This window comes from Pseudarthrobacter sp. 902506025, assembly GCF_040702325.1.
In the GTDB taxonomy this organism is placed as follows: Bacteria; Actinomycetota; Actinomycetes; order Actinomycetales; family Micrococcaceae; genus Arthrobacter.
On the sequence record NZ_JBFBKW010000002.1, the window covers coordinates 365,016 to 381,921 of the forward strand.

The 16,906-nt window shown below is 67.0% G+C and carries 18 protein-coding genes; 12 read left to right on the top strand and 6 right to left on the bottom strand.

From position 1 onward, the window contains the following. Window positions 1-116: 116 nt before the first annotated feature. The 4 genes from AB0280_RS05580 to AB0280_RS05595 all read left to right on the top strand — a co-directional run bounded on the left by AB0280_RS05580 (window position 117) and on the right by AB0280_RS05595 (window position 4,588). Complete coding sequence (locus tag AB0280_RS05580; RefSeq protein ID WP_366366388.1) at window positions 117-710, top strand: adenylate kinase; 594 nt, start codon at window positions 117-119, stop codon at window positions 708-710. 45 nt (window positions 711-755) lie between these two features. Next, a complete protein-coding gene (locus tag AB0280_RS05585; RefSeq protein ID WP_224027075.1) occupies window positions 756-1,634 on the top strand; it encodes an NAD-dependent epimerase/dehydratase family protein in 879 nt (292 codons plus the stop codon). Between the two features lie 130 nt (window positions 1,635-1,764). Continuing rightward, a complete protein-coding gene (locus tag AB0280_RS05590) occupies window positions 1,765-3,603 on the top strand; it encodes a S8 family serine peptidase (protein ID WP_366366390.1) in 1,839 nt (612 codons plus the stop codon). 187 nt (window positions 3,604-3,790) lie between these two features. Then, window positions 3,791-4,588 (top strand): phosphatase PAP2 family protein, encoded by a 798-nt coding sequence (locus AB0280_RS05595; protein WP_224027073.1) that lies wholly within the window; start codon window positions 3,791-3,793, stop codon window positions 4,586-4,588. A gap of 101 nt (window positions 4,589-4,689) precedes the next feature. On the opposite strand, the gene AB0280_RS05600 is transcribed toward AB0280_RS05595, so the two are convergent. Next, the gene (locus AB0280_RS05600) at window positions 4,690-5,007 is read right to left on the bottom strand and encodes a MerR family transcriptional regulator (protein ID WP_159630611.1); all 318 of its coding nucleotides are present in this window, start codon (window positions 5,005-5,007) and stop codon (window positions 4,690-4,692) included. Window positions 5,008-5,149: 142 nt separating this feature from the next. On the opposite strand from AB0280_RS05600, the gene AB0280_RS05605 reads away from it, so the two are divergent. From AB0280_RS05605 to AB0280_RS05620, 4 genes are all read left to right on the top strand, one after another. Next, window positions 5,150-5,575: an Hsp20/alpha crystallin family protein gene (locus tag AB0280_RS05605; RefSeq protein WP_159635154.1), complete on the top strand. Its 426-nt coding sequence runs from the start codon at window positions 5,150-5,152 to the stop codon at window positions 5,573-5,575. A 60-nt stretch (window positions 5,576-5,635) separates the two neighbouring features. After that, on the top strand, window positions 5,636-6,013 hold the full coding sequence (locus AB0280_RS05610) for a J domain-containing protein (protein WP_307491646.1): 378 nt from the start codon (window positions 5,636-5,638) through the stop codon (window positions 6,011-6,013). A 108-nt stretch (window positions 6,014-6,121) separates the two neighbouring features. Continuing rightward, entirely contained in the window at window positions 6,122-6,499 is a 378-nt protein-coding gene (locus tag AB0280_RS05615) for a hypothetical protein (protein WP_224027071.1), read from the top strand. 98 nt (window positions 6,500-6,597) lie between these two features. Continuing rightward, a complete protein-coding gene (locus AB0280_RS05620) occupies window positions 6,598-8,196 on the top strand; it encodes a glycoside hydrolase family 1 protein (RefSeq protein ID WP_275182233.1) in 1,599 nt (532 codons plus the stop codon). 27 nt (window positions 8,197-8,223) lie between these two features. Here AB0280_RS05620 and AB0280_RS05625 read toward each other — a convergent pair whose 3' ends face one another. After that, window positions 8,224-9,336, bottom strand: coding sequence for an App1 family protein (locus AB0280_RS05625; protein ID WP_275182234.1), 1,113 nt, complete (start codon window positions 9,334-9,336; stop codon window positions 8,224-8,226). 32 nt (window positions 9,337-9,368) lie between these two features. Continuing rightward, window positions 9,369-10,100 (bottom strand): DUF72 domain-containing protein, encoded by a 732-nt coding sequence (locus AB0280_RS05630; RefSeq protein ID WP_224027068.1) that lies wholly within the window; start codon window positions 10,098-10,100, stop codon window positions 9,369-9,371. Window positions 10,101-10,163: 63 nt separating this feature from the next. Here AB0280_RS05630 and AB0280_RS05635 point away from each other — a divergent pair, with 63 nt between their 5' ends. The 3 genes from AB0280_RS05635 to AB0280_RS05645 all read left to right on the top strand — a co-directional run bounded on the left by AB0280_RS05635 (window position 10,164) and on the right by AB0280_RS05645 (window position 13,098). Further along, window positions 10,164-11,972: a glycoside hydrolase family 15 protein gene (locus AB0280_RS05635; protein ID WP_224027067.1), complete on the top strand. Its 1,809-nt coding sequence runs from the start codon at window positions 10,164-10,166 to the stop codon at window positions 11,970-11,972. A gap of 113 nt (window positions 11,973-12,085) precedes the next feature. Further along, the gene (locus tag AB0280_RS05640) at window positions 12,086-12,376 is read left to right on the top strand and encodes a ribosomal protein L7/L12 (RefSeq protein ID WP_141159327.1); all 291 of its coding nucleotides are present in this window, start codon (window positions 12,086-12,088) and stop codon (window positions 12,374-12,376) included. Beyond that, the gene (locus AB0280_RS05645; protein ID WP_275182235.1) at window positions 12,376-13,098 is read left to right on the top strand and encodes an HAD family hydrolase; all 723 of its coding nucleotides are present in this window, start codon (window positions 12,376-12,378) and stop codon (window positions 13,096-13,098) included. Before AB0280_RS05640 ends, AB0280_RS05645 begins: the two co-directional genes overlap by 1 nt. Window positions 13,099-13,103: 5 nt before the next feature. Here AB0280_RS05645 and AB0280_RS05650 read toward each other — a convergent pair whose 3' ends face one another. Further along, window positions 13,104-13,352 (bottom strand): hypothetical protein, encoded by a 249-nt coding sequence (locus AB0280_RS05650; RefSeq protein WP_224027065.1) that lies wholly within the window; start codon window positions 13,350-13,352, stop codon window positions 13,104-13,106. A 189-nt stretch (window positions 13,353-13,541) separates the two neighbouring features. On the opposite strand from AB0280_RS05650, the gene AB0280_RS05655 reads away from it, so the two are divergent. After that, a complete protein-coding gene (locus tag AB0280_RS05655; protein ID WP_275182236.1) occupies window positions 13,542-14,723 on the top strand; it encodes a zinc-dependent alcohol dehydrogenase in 1,182 nt (393 codons plus the stop codon). A gap of 78 nt (window positions 14,724-14,801) precedes the next feature. Here AB0280_RS05655 and AB0280_RS05660 read toward each other — a convergent pair whose 3' ends face one another. Further along, window positions 14,802-15,614, bottom strand: coding sequence for a bifunctional allantoicase/(S)-ureidoglycine aminohydrolase (locus tag AB0280_RS05660; protein ID WP_275182237.1), 813 nt, complete (start codon window positions 15,612-15,614; stop codon window positions 14,802-14,804). Window positions 15,615-15,630: 16 nt separating this feature from the next. Next, a complete protein-coding gene (locus tag AB0280_RS05665; protein WP_366366392.1) occupies window positions 15,631-16,905 on the bottom strand; it encodes a DUF6986 family protein in 1,275 nt (424 codons plus the stop codon). Between the last annotated feature and the right edge of the window lies 1 nt (window position 16,906).

Consider the following 16,906-nt stretch of genomic DNA (forward strand, 5'->3'; position numbering starts at 1 on the left):
CGGGCCGCGACAGCGCTTGCTGGCGCCCGGCAAGGTCCAACCGGCACAATGAAGCGGGAGCCGGTGCTGCCTCTGCCCGCCCGTTGACTGTGGTCCCGCCGCGGAAGGACAGGAACATGACCAGGCTTCTCATCATCGGCCCACCGGGCTCCGGCAAGGGAACCCAGGCCGAACACCTGGCGCGCCACTTCCAGGTCCCTGCCGTGTCCACCGGCGACATCTTCCGGAGCAACGTAAGCCGGAAGACAGACCTGGGGAACCAGGCTGCGCAGTATTTGGACGGCGGCCACTTCGTACCTGACCACCTCACCAACGCACTGGTCAAGGACCGGCTCCTTGAAGGCGACGCGAGGCACGGGTTCGTGCTGGACGGCTACCCCCGCACGGCGCCGCAGGCCGCCGAACTGGATGCCATGCTCGCCGCCCAGGGCCATGCGCTGGACGCCGTCATCGAACTGCAGGCGCCGGACGCCGAACTGGAGGAGCGGATGCAGCGCCGCGCTGCGGAACAGGGCCGCACGGACGACACCATCGATGTCTTCCGGCGCCGCCTGGACCTCTACCACCGCCAGACCCATGAAGTAGTCTCGGTGTACGCGGGCCGGGGCATCCTGGTGTCCGTCAACGGCAGCGGCGATCAAGGCGGGATCACCGCAGTGGCAATCGCCGCCGTCGAACAGTTCCTCGCAGCCCCGCGGCCCCCGTCCTGACCGAAACACCGCACGGTGAACGCACTCCAACAGAAGGAAACACTGATGAGAATTGCCGTTACAGGCGGAAACGGAAAACTGGGGCGGCACGTGGTGCGCCGGCTCACCGACGATGGCCACCAGGTCCTCACCCTGGACCGCGCTGGCGAGCGCAGCCCGGGGCTCCTGGTAGTGGACCTGCGCAACTACGGGCAGGTGGTGGACGCGCTGCTGGGGGTTGATGACCGGCATGACGGGTTCGACGCCGTGGTGCACCTGGGAGCCATTCCCGCCCCGGGCATCCTTCCGGACGCCGCCACGTTCGAGAACAACATGCTGTCCACCTACAACGTCTTCCAGGCCGCGCGGCGCGCCGGCATCAAAAAGGTGGTGTACGCGTCCAGCGAGACCGTGCTGGGGCTGCCGTTCGACATCGACCCGCCCTACATCCCGGTGGACGAGGAATACCCGCCGCGGCCGGAAAGCACCTACTCCCTGGTGAAGACGCTGGAGGAGCAGATGGCCGTGGAGATGACGCGGTGGGACCCGGAGCTGAGCATTACGGGGCTGCGGTTCTCCAACGTGATGGACGAGGCCGACTACGAAAAGTTCCCCTCCTTTGATGGGGACGCGATGCTGCGGAAGTGGAACCTGTGGGGCTACATCGACGGCAGGGACGGCGCGCAGGCCGTGGCGCGGGCGCTGGAGAACGCCAAGCCAGGATTCGAGGCCTTCATCATTGCCAATGCCGATACCGTCATGAGCCGGTCAAGTGCCGGCCTCGCAGCTGAGGTGTTCCCCGGCGTCAAGGTCACCAAGGAACTGGGCGAGCACGAAACGATGCTTTCCATCGACAAGGCACGGCGGCTGCTGGGCTTCGAGCCCGAGCACAGCTGGCGGAACCATGCTGCAGCCGGCTCCGGCTCTGGAGGAGGCCAGGGCTAAAACCGGGCCTGCAGTAACCGGGCCGCAGGAAACGCCAAAGGTTGGCACAGGATCATCCAAGGAGCCGGAAGCCGTGCGCTTCCGGCTCCTATCCTTTTGGTACCGCCAACCGCCACCGCAAGGACCCCACATGCGTACCCGTTTCTTCGTGCTGCCTGCGCTCACGGCGATGCTCTCCGCCGTCGTCCTTTCCACGGCAGCCCTGCCCGCCGCCGCCGTTCCTGCCGCGGCTGCTGTCACTGTCCAACCCCCCGCAGCCGGACGCTACATCGTCCAGTACGCCCCCACTGCGGACGTCGCCGCAGAGACGGCCGGACTGCGCGGCCAGGGCCTCGCCGTCGGCCGCACGTTTGAGCATGCAATCCATGGCGCCGTTGTCACCGCAACCCCCGCCCAGGCGGCAGCCCTTGCCAGGTCGGGGAAGGTGCTGTCGGTGGAACCGGACGCCCCCCTCACGGTTTCCGGGAACGAGCAGCCGGCCCCCTGGGGCCTGGACCGTGCCGACCAACGGGCGTTGCCGCTCTCCGGCAGCTACTCGTGGACCGGGTCCGGCGCCGGTGTGACGGCCTACGTGGTGGACACCGGCATCCTGGCCTCGCACAGCGACTTTGGCGGCCGGGTGGCGGCGGGCTGGACCGCCGTGGCGGATGGCAACGGCACCACTGACTGCAACGGCCACGGCACCCACGTAGCCGGAACGGTGGCAGGGTCCACGTACGGCGTCGCCAAGAGCGCCACCCTGGTGCCGGTCAGGGTGCTGGACTGCAGCGGGTCGGGCTACAACTCGGACGTGGTGGCCGGCCTGGACTGGATCGCCGCAAACCATGCAGCCGGAACACCGGCCGTGGCCAACCTCAGCCTGGGTGGAGCGGCCAGCAGCACGGTGGACAGCGCCGTCCAGGCCGTCCTGGCTGACGGCGTCACCACTGTGGTGGCCGCGGGCAACTCCGCTGTGGACGCCTGCACGGGCTCACCTGCCCGCGTGCCCGGCGCCGTCACCGTGGCGGCCAGCGATGCAACCGACAAGCAGGCATCGTTCTCCAACTTTGGGTCCTGCGTTGACCTGTATGCTCCCGGCGTCGGCATCACCTCCGACTACTACACCTCCACCACGGCCACGGCGTCCATGTCCGGAACGTCCATGGCGGCTCCGCACACCGCCGGCGCCGCTGCCCTGCTGCTCTCGCAGAACCCCGCCCTGGCACCGGCGGACGTGGCCGCGGCACTGGCAGCCAATGCCACCTCCGGGGTGGTCACCGGCGCCACCGCGGGTACCCCGAACCGCCTGCTGTTTACCGGTGCGGACGCCACGGCTCCTGCCCCTGCTCCTGCCCCGACCGTCACCTCGGTTTCGCCGGCCGCCAAGGCCACCGCCGTGGCCGCGGGCACGAACGTGGCGGCCACCTTCAGCGCCGCCGTCCAGGGCGTGTCCGCCACGACCTTCGTGCTCAAAAACGCCGCAGGGGCCAGCATTGCCGCCACCGTCACGTACAACGCAACCACCAGGACCGCCACCCTTGACCCGGCCGCAAGCCTCGCCGCGGACACCACCTACACGGCCACCCTGGCCGGCGGAACCTCTGCCATCCGCGACACGGCAGGCACGCCACTGGCCACCACCAGCTGGAGTTTCACCACCGGCCCCGCGCCCACCCTCACCAGCTACACCCCGGGCAGCAATGCGCTCTTGGTCCGCAGGAACAGCAACGTCAGCGCCACCTTCAGCGAAGCCGTCCAGGGCGCCGGCACCGCCACATTCACTTTGAAGAACGCTTCCACCGGTGCCTTGGTGGCAGCCTCTGTCTACCGCAACGGCACCACCAACCAGTGGATCCTCGATCCCCAGGAACCCCTGGCCGCCAAGGCCCGGTATACGGTGACCCTGGTTGGAGGGGCCGCCGGGATCCGCGACCTCGCCGGCAATCCGCTGGCCGGCCGGAGCTGGCAGTTCACCACCGGGTCGTACTAGTCGCCCGGACCGGCCCTGCCGTTGGCCGTGGCGGCCGCCCTGGCGCCCTACCTGGCCGGGGCCGGCTCCATGGCCGGTGACCCGGTGATGGAGTGAATGGCCAATCATGGGGATAATCTTCAGCCTAGGCATTCAACAACACGCATACATGGCGTGCATTCAACAGGGCGCAGGGACGGGCAGCACATTGGCACAAAAATCAGCAGGTTCCGCAGTCACGCAGAGAAACTCGGGCAGGTGGCACACCTTCCATGAGAAGTTCGTGGTGGAGGAGCGCTACATCGATCCTGCCGACCGGCGCCGCCTTTACCGTGCATCGGTCATCCTGGCGGTGGTGGGGCTGGCACTCTTTATCGCCACGCTGATCAGCGTGGTGCAGGGTGTCGGCCTTACCGTTGCAGACCAGCCGGTGCACGACTGGCTGCTGACAACCCGTTCAGGGGCACTTACCGCGTTCATGATCTTCCTGGCCGTGTTCTTCGGCCCCATCGCCCTGCCCATCATCGTGCTGGTGGTGATCCTCGTCTGGGGCTTCGCGGCCAAACACGCCTGGCGCCCCATCCTGCTGGCGTCCGCGATGCTGACCGGGGTGATCATCTCCCAGATCATCCTGCACATCGTCCAGCGCTCGCGGCCTCCCGTTGACCAGATGCTGTTCGGTGCGGACCAGACCTTCTCGTACCCGTCCGGGCACGTCCTGGGAGCCTGCGACTTCCTGCTGGTGGGCGCCTACCTGATCTTCTCCCGGCGCCGGAACCCCCGCTCAGCGGTGTTCGGTTTCATCGGGGCCGGAATCGGAATCATCCTCGCCATCGGCAGCCGGCTCTACCTGGGCTACCACTGGCCCACCGATACCCTTGCATCGTTTTCCCTCTCGCTGCTCATCCTGGGCGGAGTCATCGCGCTGGACACCTGGCGGACAGCGCGAATCCCCGGGGAGCCGGTCACGGGAGAGCTGTCGAAGGAAGAATCCGCCCGGGAGTAGCGCCCTCCCCGGCAGGCTAATTCACTGCAGTTACGTCACCGCGGCTGCTTGATTCCGGTTGCGTCGCTCGGCTGATTCGCTGCAGCCAGGTCCCGGCTGCATCACTGCGGCCGGGACCTGGCGCGCTTCAGGGCCCTGTGCAATTTCACGTTCGCCGCCTCCAGCTCCAGGACCTTGGCAACGCCTGCCAGGTTCAGCCCCTCCTCGAGGAGCTCGCCGATCCGCTGCAGTACGGCAATGTCGTCATCGCTGTATTGGCGGGTGCCGCCTGCCGTCCTCGACGGCGTCAGCAGCCCCTTGGTTTCGTACAGCCTGATGTTCTGCTGCCCGGTTCCCGTGAGCTCCGCGGCCACCGAGATGGCGTACAGGGCCCGTGAGCCGGCGGAGCGCGCAGGCCGTCCCGCATCAGGTTCTGCCATGTGTACTCCCAAAAATCGCTGCGGCCCGTGTCTTGCTTCAGTTTCCCACGAGTGCTATAAAAAATCTATATCCACCACCATAGATTAGGTGATGGTGGAGCAGACGCAGATCAACACTTGGAAGCTGAAGGAGTGGGAAATGATGTTGATGCGTACGGACCCGTTCCGTGAGCTGGACCGGCTCACGCAGCAGGTCTTTGGGACTGCCGCCCGTCCGGCCGCCATGCCCATGGACGCCTGGCAGGAGGACGGCGAGTTCGTGGTGGCGTTCGACCTTCCCGGAGTGAAGGTGGATTCGCTGGACCTGAACGTCGAGCGAAACGTCCTGACTGTGCGGGCCGAGCGCCAGGACCCCACGCAGCCCAATGTGGAACTGGTGGCCTCTGAGCGCCCCCGCGGCGTGTTCAGCCGCCAGCTGATCCTGGGCGACACCCTGGACACCGACAAGATCAAGGCCAGCTACGACCAGGGCGTCCTGACCCTGCGGATACCGGTTGCAGAACAGGCCAAGCCGCGCAGGATCGAAATCCAGACCCAGCAGGGCGGGATGCAGCAGATCAACACGTAGGGCTTTCCTTCGCGTGCCCCTGCCGGCCCGGCAGGGGCACCGGCGGAGCAGGAGGCTGGCATGAATGACGTCCCCGATTACTACACCATCCTCGGCGTGGGCCGGGATGCCACCCGGCAGGAAATCTCCCATGCGTACCGGGCCCTCATGCGCAGCCACCATCCGGACATGGACGGCGCGCAGGCGGACGGGAACAATCAGCCAGGGGGGAGCCGGCCGGCGGTGGCGCGCAACCCCGGGCAGCGTGACGAACTCCTGAGGATCATGCAGGCGTTCAACGTGCTGCGTGACCCCGGGCGCCGGGCCGAGTACGACCGGAGGCTGACGGCGGCGGTGCCCACCATCGTTCCGGTCCGGAAAGTCCGCAGCACCGGCGGCCCGTCCGGGCCTCCCATCCGTGTCACCCCCGTGCGGTGGGAGAGCGGGCCCTGGGCCTGAAAACGGCCCCGGCCCTAAAGCTGGTCCTGAATCCGGCCCTGAAGCGGGCCCTGAACCCCGGAAAACCAACCAACGCAGTGCCATTCATCCAAGGAGGCGGAAAGCTGCATGAGCGACTGGCGGCGCTACGATTCACACCTCATTCCCGCATTCCATGAGCGCTTTGAGCAGCGCTGGGGTCCGGGAACCGCGCCCTTCCTGGACCCCGAGGCGCACGAACAGCCGCTGCCGCGCGCGCAGTGGATCAACCCTGCCACCGGTGCGGCCTTGGCGGTGGTCCCGGTCTGGACGGCCGACGAGAGGCAGCAGCGTTCCTTTGGCGTGTTCTACCTGCCCCCGGCGGGGGACATCTGGGTCCTGCGGCCCGGGTACACCGGCTACCTGGAACCGTCCGACGGCGATTCCGAGCACCTGGTGACCCTGCGCAACGACGCCTTCCGCAAGGCAGTGGCGCACGCCAAGGAGTTCCTTTTCGGTTCACAGTAGCCGCCGGTGCCCGCCGCGGAGTTGCTGCTCGTCAGCCGTCCTGCGCTGTGACATTCTGGGACGTACCCAAACCACCGTGACCAAAAGGCTGGACCCCAATGCACATCACCGCCAAGGACCTCGCAGCGCTCATCCCCCCGGGGTTCACGCTTGGCGTCGCAACCGCAGCATTCCAGATTGAAGGGGCGCTGGATGAGGATGGCCGCGGGCCCTCGGGGTGGGACAGGTTCGCGGCCAGGCCCGGCGCCATCGTGGAGGACCACAGCCCCGTGGTGGCCACGGACCATTACCACCGGATGCCGCAGGACGTGGCCCTCCTGAAGCAGTTGGGCGTCGATTCCTACCGGTTCTCCTTCTCCTGGCCGCGCATCCAGCCCGGCGGGACCGGGCCGGCCAACCGCGCAGGGCTGGCGTTCTATGACCGGCTCCTGGACGAGCTCCTGGCCAACGGCATCTCGCCCATGGCCACCATCTACCACTGGGACACGCCCCTGGAACTGGATGAAGCAGGCGGCTGGATGAACCGGGACACCGCCTACCGGCTGGGGGAGTACGCCGCGATCGTGGCTGAGTCGTTCGGGGACCGGGTGGCACGCTGGGTCACCATCAACGAACCGGCCACCGTGAGCGCGAATGGCTATGCATTCGGCCTGCACTCACCCGGCAAGGAGCTGGCCCTGGGCGCCTTCCCCACCGTCCACCACCAGCTGCTGGGCCACGGGCTCGCCGTCCAGGCCCTGCGCGCTGCCAAGGTGCCGGGCGAAATCGGGATGACCAACGTCTACTCGCCCATGGTGCCGAACTCGATCAACCCGCTGGACAAGATCAGCGCCGGGGTCATGGACCTGGGCCAGAACCGGCTCTACGCGGACCCGGTCCTGACGGGAAAATACCCCGACCTGATCCGCGCCGCAAAGTTCTTCAGCTCCTTCGAACACCCCGACGAGGACATGGAGATCATTTCCCAGCCCCTGGACTTCTACGGGCTCAACTACTACATGCCCACCAAGGTGGCGGCGGGGCCAGGCAGCGGTACAGTGCCGTCAAGCATGGCGGAAGCCATGGGCAGCGACCTCAACGCCACGGGCAGCGGTGCCACGCCATTCCACGTGGAAGCCTGGCCGGAAGCGGACATCACCGCCTACGGGTGGCCGGTCAAGCCGGAGTACATGGCCGTGGCCCTGAAGGAGATGGCGGACCGGTATCCCAACCTGCCGCCGGTGATCATCACCGAAGGCGGGGCCAGCTTCGAGGACATCATCGTCCGGGACAAGTCCACCAACACCCGGTTCATCCCGGACGAGCGGCGGCTGAAGTACATCTCCGACCACCTTGAAACCGCACTGCGGGCCACGGCCCCCGGCGGCGTGGCAGAGTCCGTTGACCTGCGTGGCTACTACGTGTGGTCCTTCCTGGACAACTTCGAGTGGTCCGCCGGCTACAAGCAGCCCTTTGGCCTGCTGCACGTCGACTTTGAAACACTGGACCGCACGCCCAAGGCATCCTACTTCTGGTACCAGGAGCTCATCGAGGAACGTGACCTGGCTGCCGCTGCTGACGCCACCATCGCCCAGGCCGTGGTTCCGGATCTGCTCGGCAGTGAGGATGTGCTGGACCGTGAGGATTTGCTCGACAACGGGGAGTTGTTGGGCAATGAAGCGCCCGACGACGGCGCACCCCTGGGTGCCGGGGCGTAGGACGCAACGGGGCCGGCCCCGGAATGGTTAGCCCCGGAGCAGGTCCAGCATGGCGAGCTGCTTGGCGATGCCGGCGCCGTCCGGGGAGTAGATCCACGGCACCCGGGAGGTGGTGTGGTCGCCGTCCTCGGAGTGGCCGCCGGCGAAGACCGATTCGCTGACGGACAGCTGCCGGATGGCGATGGCCGCAACCTTTTCCGGGTTCCCGGCGGCGAAGGCGGAGTAGATGGCCTCATCATGCTGGCCGTTGTCGCCGATCAGGAGCCACCGCATGTCCGGGAATTCCTCGGCAAGCCGCTCCAGGTTGCGGTGCTTGTGGTCCTGGCCGCTGCGGAACCAGCGGTCCTGGGTAAGGCCCCAGTCCGTCAACAGCAGCGCACCCTTGGGGTACATGTTGCGGGTCAGGAAGCGCCCCAGCGTGGGGGCGGCGTTCCAGGGGCCGGTGGACAGGTAGATAACGGGGGCCTCGGGATGCTCAATGGTCAGCCGGTCCAGCAGCACGGCCATTCCCGGCGTGGCCATGCGCGCCCGTTCGCTGAGCACGAAGGTGTTCCACAGCGCCAGGAATGGCCGGGGCAGGGCGGTCACCATGACGGTGTCGTCAATGTCGGAGACGATGCCGAACTGCACGCCGGGCGCGATGACCTGGATCAGTGCTTCCGCCGGCTCGGTTCCCTCGGCGCGCAGGACTGCCGTATGCCAGCCGGGGGACAGCTGGACATCCACCTCGGTGTCTATGAGTCCGCCCCGGTCCGCCGTGACGTGGGTGACCACGTCGCCGATGGTGATTTCGACGTCGGTAAACTGCAGCGGCACCCCGGTGAAGGCGCGCCAGCCCCGGATGTTCTGGTTCCCGTTTTTCGCTTCGTGCTCGGCTTTGCTTCCCGGTAACGGCTTCTGGGTCAGCAGCACCCGCCCCAGCACCCGTACCCGGGTGGTGGAACCGTAGCCCTGGTAGGCGATGGTCTGCGGCACGAAGTCCCACCGTTTGGCGAGGGTGATCCGGACATCGTTGACCGCATCAGAAAGCCTGTGCGCCAGCCGGAAGAACTGGCTTCCCGACAGTGCGTACTGGCCTTTTTTGTTCTGCCGCGGTGTGTGTGCCGTGTCCTGGGCTGGGTTCTGCGGAGCCGTGTCCATGCCCTAACTCTGCCACAGGGCGGCAGCAGGCATCAGCTGACGCCCAGGAAAGCCCGCAGGGTCTCGGCGTTCCGCACAGCGTTCCCGCCGCCGTCGTTGTTGAAGTAGGCGTACACGTCGATGCCCGCGCCGTCCCACTCGCGGATCCGGTCTGCCCACCAGTGCATGTCGGCGTCCGAGTAGGAGCCGCCGTACAGGTGCTCGTGATCCGGCCCGTGAAGCCGGACGTAGGCGAACGGCGCGGTGGTGCGCAGGATGCAGGGGAGGTTGGCGCCGCTCATGATGCAGTAGGCCGCCTGGTGCCGCTCCAGCAGGGCGAACACTTCGGGGCAATCCCAGCTGGGGTGCCTGAACTCCACGGCCACCCTGATCCAGGAGGGGAGCGCGGCCAGGAAATAATCCAGCCGGGCGTCGTCGCGCTCCAGCTGCGGCGGCAGCTGGACCAGGAGCACGGCCCGTTTGTCCCCCAGCTCATGCCAGCACCTGGTGATGCGCTCAATCCACACCTCCGGTGAATAGAGCTTGCGTGCGTGGGTCAGCCCGCGGGGTGCCTTGACGGACATGCTGAATCCGGGCGGGAGGCGCCTGTTCCAGCCTGCGAAGGTGGTGTCCCTGGGCCACCGGTAGAAACTGGCGTTCAGTTCAACCGTGCTGAACCTGGCGACGTAGCACTGGAGCCTGTCCCGGACGGGCAGCCCGGGCGGGTACAGGACGTTCTCCCAGTGGTCGTAGCTCCAGCCGGAGGTGCCGATGTGGATAGCCATTTGCCTCAGGCTACACCTGCACATTCCCCTTCCCTTCGGAGCCCTGTGTGGCAGGGTAATGTCATGGCGCGAATCGAAGACTATGCGGTAGTTGGCGACCTTCAAACAGGGGCGCTGGTCAGCAAGGAAGGCTCCATTGACTGGCTCTGCCTCCCGCGGTTCGATTCCCCGGCGTGCTTCAACGCCCTGCTGGACACCCCTGACTCGGGTCGCTGGCTGCTGGCGCCGGAGGGCGGCGGACCGTGCACCCGGCGGAGCTACCGCGACGGCAGCCTGGTGCTGGATACGGAGTGGGAGACGCCGGACGGAACGGTGCGGGTCACGGACTTCATGCCGCCCAGGGATTCCGTTGCTGACATTGTCCGCATCGTGGAGGGCATCAGCGGCACAGTCAAGATGCACGGGGAGCTGGTCCTGAGGTTCGACTACGGCCACATCGTGCCATGGGTCCGCAAGGACAAGCGCGGGCTGCACGCCATTGCCGGCCCGGACGCCGTCTACCTGGTCACCCCTGCGCCCCTGCACGGCGAGAACATGCACACCATCAGCGACTTCACCGTGAGCGCCGGCGAGAAGGTGCCGTTCGTGCTCACCTGGGCACCAAGCCATGTGGGCCGGCCGGTCAGTGTTGATGCCGAGGACGTCCTTGACAGCACCTACGCATTCTGGCGGGGCTGGTCCTCGCAGTGCACCGTCAAGGGAAAATACCAGGACGCGGTGGTCCGATCCCTGGTGACGCTCAAGGCGCTCACCTATGCCCCCACCGGGGGCATCGTCGCCGCCGTCACCACATCCCTTCCGGAGCAGCCGGGCGGCCAGCGGAACTGGGACTACCGCTACTGCTGGCTGCGGGATGCCGCCATGACCCTGCAGGCCCTGCTGGCCGCCGGATACACCGCCGAGGCGGCCGCCTGGCGGGACTGGCTGCTCCGGGCCGTGGCCGGCGACCCCGCCGACCTGCAGATCATGTACGGAATCCATGGCGAGCGGCGGCTGCCCGAGATGGAGCTGCCCTGGCTGAAGGGCTACGAAAACTCGTCACCTGTGCGGATCGGAAACGCGGCTGCGGAACAGTTCCAGCTGGATGTGTGGGGCGAGGTCCTTGACTGCCTCGCGCTGACCCGGAACTCGCTGCTGAAGCACACGGATGAGGCCTGGGACGTGCAGATCGCCCTGATGGAGCACCTGGAAACCATCTGGGACCAGCCGGACAACGGGCTCTGGGAGATGCGGGGGCCGCGCCGGCACTTCACCCACTCCAAGGTCATGGCGTGGGTGGCCGCGGACCGGATGGTGAAGGGCGTGCGGGAGTCCGGGCTGCCGGGTCCGGTGGAGCGCTGGGAGGCGCTGCGGGAGCAGATCCGCGGGGACATCATGGCCAACGGGTTCGATGCCCGGCGCAATACGTTTGTGCAGTCCTACGGCCGGCCGGAGCTCGATGCCAGCCTGCTGCTGATTCCGAGGGTGGGTTTCCTGCCGAACGACGACCCCAAGGTCATAGGAACCATCGACGCCATTCAGCGGGAGCTGACCCAGGACGGTTTCGTGCTGCGGTACAAGCCGGAAGAGAGCGACGACGGCCTGCCGGGCGACGAGGGCGTCTTCCTGGCGTGCTCATTCTGGATGGTGGAGGCGCTCCTGGGGGCGGGGCGCCACGAGGAATCGCGCGAGCTCTTCGAACGCCTGCTGGAACTGCGCAACGACGTGGGGCTCCTGAGCGAGGAGTGGGCGGTGAAAGCCGGGCGCCAACTGGGTAACACACCGCAGGCATTCAGCCACTTCGCCCTTGTGACTAGCGCCCTGGAGCTTCATCAGGATACGGTTCGGCGCAGTGACACCCCCCTTCCGTCTGCACAGGCGGATACGCGCTGAGGCGGCGCGGACGGGGCCGGAACTTCTCCTTCGCAGGATAGATAAGTATACTTACTAACACCTCATGGAGTGCTCCCAAGCACAGTGCCGTGATTGACGGAGGAGTGATAGTTATGGCCGGATTTTTTGAACTCGTGGATGCCCCTGACGGCGGTTACCGGATCAGGATGATGGACGGAAGCGGGAACCTGATGGCCATCTCGGTTACCTTCCCCACCAAGCGGGCCGCTGTGGCGGGCGTTGCGATGGCCCGGGAAATTGCCGGCACGGGCCTGATCCGGGACAAGAGCCTGGACGGCGCCGGATCCGTCATCCGGGAACGCGTCCGGCCGGTCAGTTCTCCCAAGGAGGAAGCGGCCAAGCTGAAAAAGGCCCCCGGCGCCCGACGGGCAGCGGTGGGCTGATGGCCGAATCCACCACACCCCCTGGCGGCCCCCGCCGGGGGGTCCTGTTTGACGTCGACGGTACGCTGATCGACTCGTCGTACATCCATACCATCGCCTGGTGGAATGCCTTCCGCCAGTATGGCCACGACGTCCCCATGGCAGCCATCCACCAGCTCGTGGGCATGGGCGGCGCCCGGCTGGTGGACACCCTCCTTCCGGATGGCCGGAACCGGGATGAGGATGAGGACATCATGGCCAGCCATGGCGCGCTGTATGCCTCGCACTGGCCCTCGCTCCGCACCCTTGATGGCGCCAAGGACCTGCTGGGCCAGTGCCATGCCGGAGGCCTGGCCGTGGCCCTGGCGTCCTCGGCGCGGGAAAGGGACCTGCAGGTCATGCGCTCCGTGCTGGACGCCGACTCCTTCATTGATGCCGCCACCAGCGCCAACGACGCGGAGGAGAGCAAGCCTGCACCGGACATCCTGGAAGCCGCCCTGGAGGCCGTGGGTGTCGAGGCTGCCAATGCCGTTTACGTGGGCGACGCTGTATGGGACATGAAGGCGGCGGGCGCGCTGGGCATTCCTGCCATCGGACTTACCTGCGGTGGAATCCAGGCGGCACAGCTCCGCGAAGCGGGTGCCGTTGAGGTCTTCGACGGGCCGCGCCAGTTGCTCCAGAACCTGGGCTCAAGCGCCATCGGCCGGCTGCTTGCGCTGCAGCCGCACCGCCAGGAAGGCTGACCGGCCTACAGTGGCTGCCCTCCCGGCACGGAATCCTCGTCGCCGGCGATGGCGGGCTTTGTCCACGACACCACCACCTTCACCGAGCCGTCGTCGTTCCGCTCGATGTCGGTGGCCACCTCTGTGGCCGGCGCCCCCATTTCCCGGACGCGCGTGCGGTAGGTGCTGACCAGTTCCGCCAGGCTTTCTTCCGTCCATTCACCCGGACGCATGCGGGTGGAGATCTCGACCGGTTCCGGCTGGTACAACGACATGGCGTTCCTCTTTCACGTGGTCTTCCCTTGGTCCCTTCCTACGCTATGAGCAGCCGACGGCGGCCACAAGCTTTTAATCAGCATGCTTACTTTTTTCGCCCAAAACAGATAGCGTCGAAGAAAGGGTGCCGCGGGTGCCCTGCCCCGCCCCGGGAGAACCCCAGGGGCACAGCAGACGAAAGGGAGACTGTGAAAGCACTGACGTGGCAAGGAAAGCGGTCGGTAAGCGTTGAAGAAGTGCCCGATCCCGTCATCCAGGAACCCACGGACGCGATCGTCCGGATCACCTCCACCGCGATCTGCGGCTCCGACCTGCACCTCTACGAGGTCCTGGGCCCCTACATGCACAAGGGCGACGTCATTGGCCACGAGCCGATGGGCATCGTGGAGGAAGTAGGCAGTGGCGTTTCGAACCTCCGCAAGGGCGACCGCGTGGTGGTTCCGTTCAATATTTCCTGCGGCTCCTGTTACATGTGCAAGCAGGGCCTGCAGTCCCAGTGTGAGACCACCCAGGTCAAGGAAAAGGGATCCGGTGCCGCCCTCTTCGGCTACTCCGAGCTGTACGGGTCAGTCCCCGGCGGCCAGGCCGAGTACCTGCGCGTGCCGCACGCCGATTACGGGCCCGTGAAGGTGGGCAGCGAGCTTCCGGACGAACGCTACCTGTTCCTTTCCGACATCCTCCCCACCGCCTGGCAGGCCGTGGAATACGCGGACGTCCCGGCGGGCGGCACGCTCGCAGTGTTCGGCCTGGGGCCGGTTGGCCAGTTCGCCAGCCGCATCGGGGTGCACCGCGGTTTCCGGGTTATTGGCATCGACCCCGTCGTTGAACGGCGGGAAATGGCGGCACGGCACGGCGTGGAAACGCTCGATTACAGCAAGACCATTGGAGACGAACTCCGGGACATGACCGCCGGGCGCGGCCCGGACGCGGTGGTTGACGCCGTCGGCATGGAAGCCCATGGATCCCCGGTGGCAGGATTTGCCCACCAGGCGCTGGGCCTCCTGCCCGACAAGCTGGCCCAGAAGGCGATGGAGACCGGCGGCGTGGACCGACTCGCGGCCCTGCACGCCTCCATCGACGCGGTACGCCGCGGCGGCACGCTGTCCCTGAGCGGCGTGTACGGCGGACAGGCCAGCCCCATGCCGATGCTCACCATGTTCGACAAGCAGCTCCAGGTGCGCATGGGCCAGTGCAACGTGCGTCGCTGGACCGATGACATCCTCCCGCTCGTGGAGGACGACGGCGATCCGCTGGGTGTCATGGACCTGGTCACCCACCGTTCGGGCCTGGACGGGGCGCCTGCCCTGTACGAGAAGTTCCAGAAGAAGGAAGACGGCTGCATCAAGGTGGTCCTGAACCCCGGCGCCTGACCAACAGCATCAACAGCAGAGGCCGTTATGGACATTCCATAACGGCCTCTGCTGTCTGCCCGGATGGGTCAGGGGCGCTTAGGTGAGCTTCACCTGGCGGTTCATGTCCTTGTAGAGCAGGTAGCGGAATTCACCGGGGCCACCGGCATAGCAGGCCTGCGGGCAGAAGGCGCGCAGCCACATGAAGTCGCCCGCCTCCACCTCCACCCAGTCGTTGTTCAGCAGGTACATGGCCTTGCCTTCCAGCACGTACAGGCCGTGTTCCATCACATGCGTTTCGGGGAACGGGATGACCCCGCCGGGCTGGAACGTCACGATGTTCACCTGCATGTCATGGGCGAGGTCGTTCGAGTCCGTGAACCGCGTGGTCTTCCAGACGTCATTGGTGTCCGGCATGGACGTGGGCTCCACGTCCTTTTCGTTGGTGACGAAGGACTTGGCCTCGTACCCTTCCAGGCGCTCGTAGGCCTTGCGGATCCAGTGGAAGGACACGACATCGTCAGAGACGTTTTCCAGGCCCCATTCCGAACCTGCAGCCAGGTAGGCGTAGCCGCCCTCCTCCAGCGGGTGCAGTTCGCCGTCCAGGGTGAGGTTGACCTTGCCCCGCGTCACGAAAAGGACGCCCTCCACCCCGGCCTCGAATTCGGCCTTCGGGGCCCCGCCACCCGGGCCGATCTCGACGATCAGCTGGGAGAAGGTGGTGGCGAAACCCGAGATGGGACGGGCGATGATCCACGACCGGGTGTTCGAAAAACCCGGCAGGTTGGACGTGACGATGTCCGTCATGACGCCCTTGGGGATCACCGTGTAGGCCTCGGTGACGATGGCCCGTTCGGTGGTGAGGTGGGTCTGCGGCGGGAGTCCGCCGCTGGGGGAGTAGTACTTGCCCATGAAAGGAATCCTTTGCTTAGGAGTTGGAAGTAGTGGCAAGCCGCGGATGGGCCAGCGCCGTGAGCTGCGGAAGTCCGACGCCGGCAAGCGCCTGGACTTCCTCCGCACCCACTGCGCCGCACTGGACGCCGCGAAGGACGAAGGCGGCCAGGGCGCGGGCGGTGGCGGGCTCGTCCATCACGCCGCCTTCGGTCCGCTCCACGTAGTTGCGCAGGCGGGCGGCGGCGGCCGGCAGGCCCTCGCGGTAGAAGGCATAGGTGGCGGCGAAGCGGCTGGGCAGCTGGGCCGGGTGCAGGTCCCAGCCCTGGTAGTAGCCCCGTTCCAGCGACCTTCGGACCAGGCGCCCGTGCAGCTGCCAGGCGTTCTCCACGTTGTCGCCCACCGGGATGATGTTGGTGGACCCGTCGGAGAGCCGGATGCCGGTGCCTGCCACGGCGAGCTGCATGACTTCCTTGGCGAAGTCGGCAACCGGGTGCTCCATGGACTGGTATTCGGCGGAGATCTGCAGCGACGCCGAGTAGTCGTAGGTGCCGTAGTGCAGGCCGCTGATCCTGCCGGGGACGGCGTGCGGGAGCTGCGCCACCGGTGACGTGCCGTCCGGGCCCAGGATCAGCTGCGGCGTTTCCACCTGCACCTCGAACCGGAGTCGGCCGGCGGCCAGCCCGTGGATCTCCTCGAGCCGGGAGACCGCATAGTCCATGGCCTGGACCTGGGCCACCGTGGTGACCTTGGGCAGGGTGAGGACCAGGCCGTCCGGCAGTTCGCCGGCTGCGGCCAGGCCGGACACGAACAGGTCGAGCGTCCGCAGGCCACGGGCCCGGGTGGGAGCCTCAAAGCACTTGAAGCGGATGCCGATGAACGGGGGAGCGGACCCCGCCGCCACGGCCTGGGCCACCACGGACGCTGCCGCAACCGCTGCGGCGTCCTCGGCGTCGTCGCCCCGGTCCCCGAACCCGTCCTCGAAGTCCAGGCGCAGGTCTTCGATCGGCTCATTGGTGAGCTTGGCTTCGACGCGGCCCGCGACGGCCTGGGCGAGGCCCGCGTCCTGGCCCAGTAGCCGCCCCAGGTTTTCGAGGCCGCCGTGTGCTTCCGCCGTCGCCGTTGCCTGGGCGCCCCAGTCGGCCGCGAACGACGCCGTGAAACGGTCCGCGGGGACGTACACCGTGTGCACGGGTTGGCGGGAGCCGTCGTCGCCCGGGTAGTTCTGTTCCAGCAGCCGGTCCGTGGCGGCAAGCTGCCCGTCGATGTGCGCGAGGTCCCCCGCGGAGAGCGAGGACTTGAGTGCTGCCATC

Coding starts and splice junctions, on each gene's coding strand:
- AB0280_RS05590 (WP_366366390.1), top strand. CDS start 1,765: ATGCGTACCCGTTTCTTCGTGCTGCCTGCGCTCACGGCGATGCTCTCC.
- AB0280_RS05610 (WP_307491646.1), top strand. CDS start 5,636: ATGAATGACGTCCCCGATTACTACACCATCCTCGGCGTGGGCCGGGAT.
- AB0280_RS05640 (WP_141159327.1), top strand. CDS start 12,086: ATGGCCGGATTTTTTGAACTCGTGGATGCCCCTGACGGCGGTTACCGG.
- AB0280_RS05625 (WP_275182234.1), bottom strand. CDS start 9,336: ATGGACACGGCTCCGCAGAACCCAGCCCAGGACACGGCACACACACCG.
- AB0280_RS05650 (WP_224027065.1), bottom strand. CDS start 13,352: ATGTCGTTGTACCAGCCGGAACCGGTCGAGATCTCCACCCGCATGCGT.
- AB0280_RS05630 (WP_224027068.1), bottom strand. CDS start 10,100: ATGGCTATCCACATCGGCACCTCCGGCTGGAGCTACGACCACTGGGAG.
- AB0280_RS05645 (WP_275182235.1), top strand. CDS start 12,376: ATGGCCGAATCCACCACACCCCCTGGCGGCCCCCGCCGGGGGGTCCTG.
- AB0280_RS05665 (WP_366366392.1), bottom strand. CDS start 16,905: ATGGCAGCACTCAAGTCCTCGCTCTCCGCGGGGGACCTCGCGCACATC.
- AB0280_RS05605 (WP_159635154.1), top strand. CDS start 5,150: ATGTTGATGCGTACGGACCCGTTCCGTGAGCTGGACCGGCTCACGCAG.
- AB0280_RS05660 (WP_275182237.1), bottom strand. CDS start 15,614: ATGGGCAAGTACTACTCCCCCAGCGGCGGACTCCCGCCGCAGACCCAC.
- AB0280_RS05620 (WP_275182233.1), top strand. CDS start 6,598: ATGCACATCACCGCCAAGGACCTCGCAGCGCTCATCCCCCCGGGGTTC.
- AB0280_RS05600 (WP_159630611.1), bottom strand. CDS start 5,007: ATGGCAGAACCTGATGCGGGACGGCCTGCGCGCTCCGCCGGCTCACGG.
- AB0280_RS05585 (WP_224027075.1), top strand. CDS start 756: ATGAGAATTGCCGTTACAGGCGGAAACGGAAAACTGGGGCGGCACGTG.
- AB0280_RS05615 (WP_224027071.1), top strand. CDS start 6,122: ATGAGCGACTGGCGGCGCTACGATTCACACCTCATTCCCGCATTCCAT.
- AB0280_RS05580 (WP_366366388.1), top strand. CDS start 117: ATGACCAGGCTTCTCATCATCGGCCCACCGGGCTCCGGCAAGGGAACC.
- AB0280_RS05635 (WP_224027067.1), top strand. CDS start 10,164: ATGGCGCGAATCGAAGACTATGCGGTAGTTGGCGACCTTCAAACAGGG.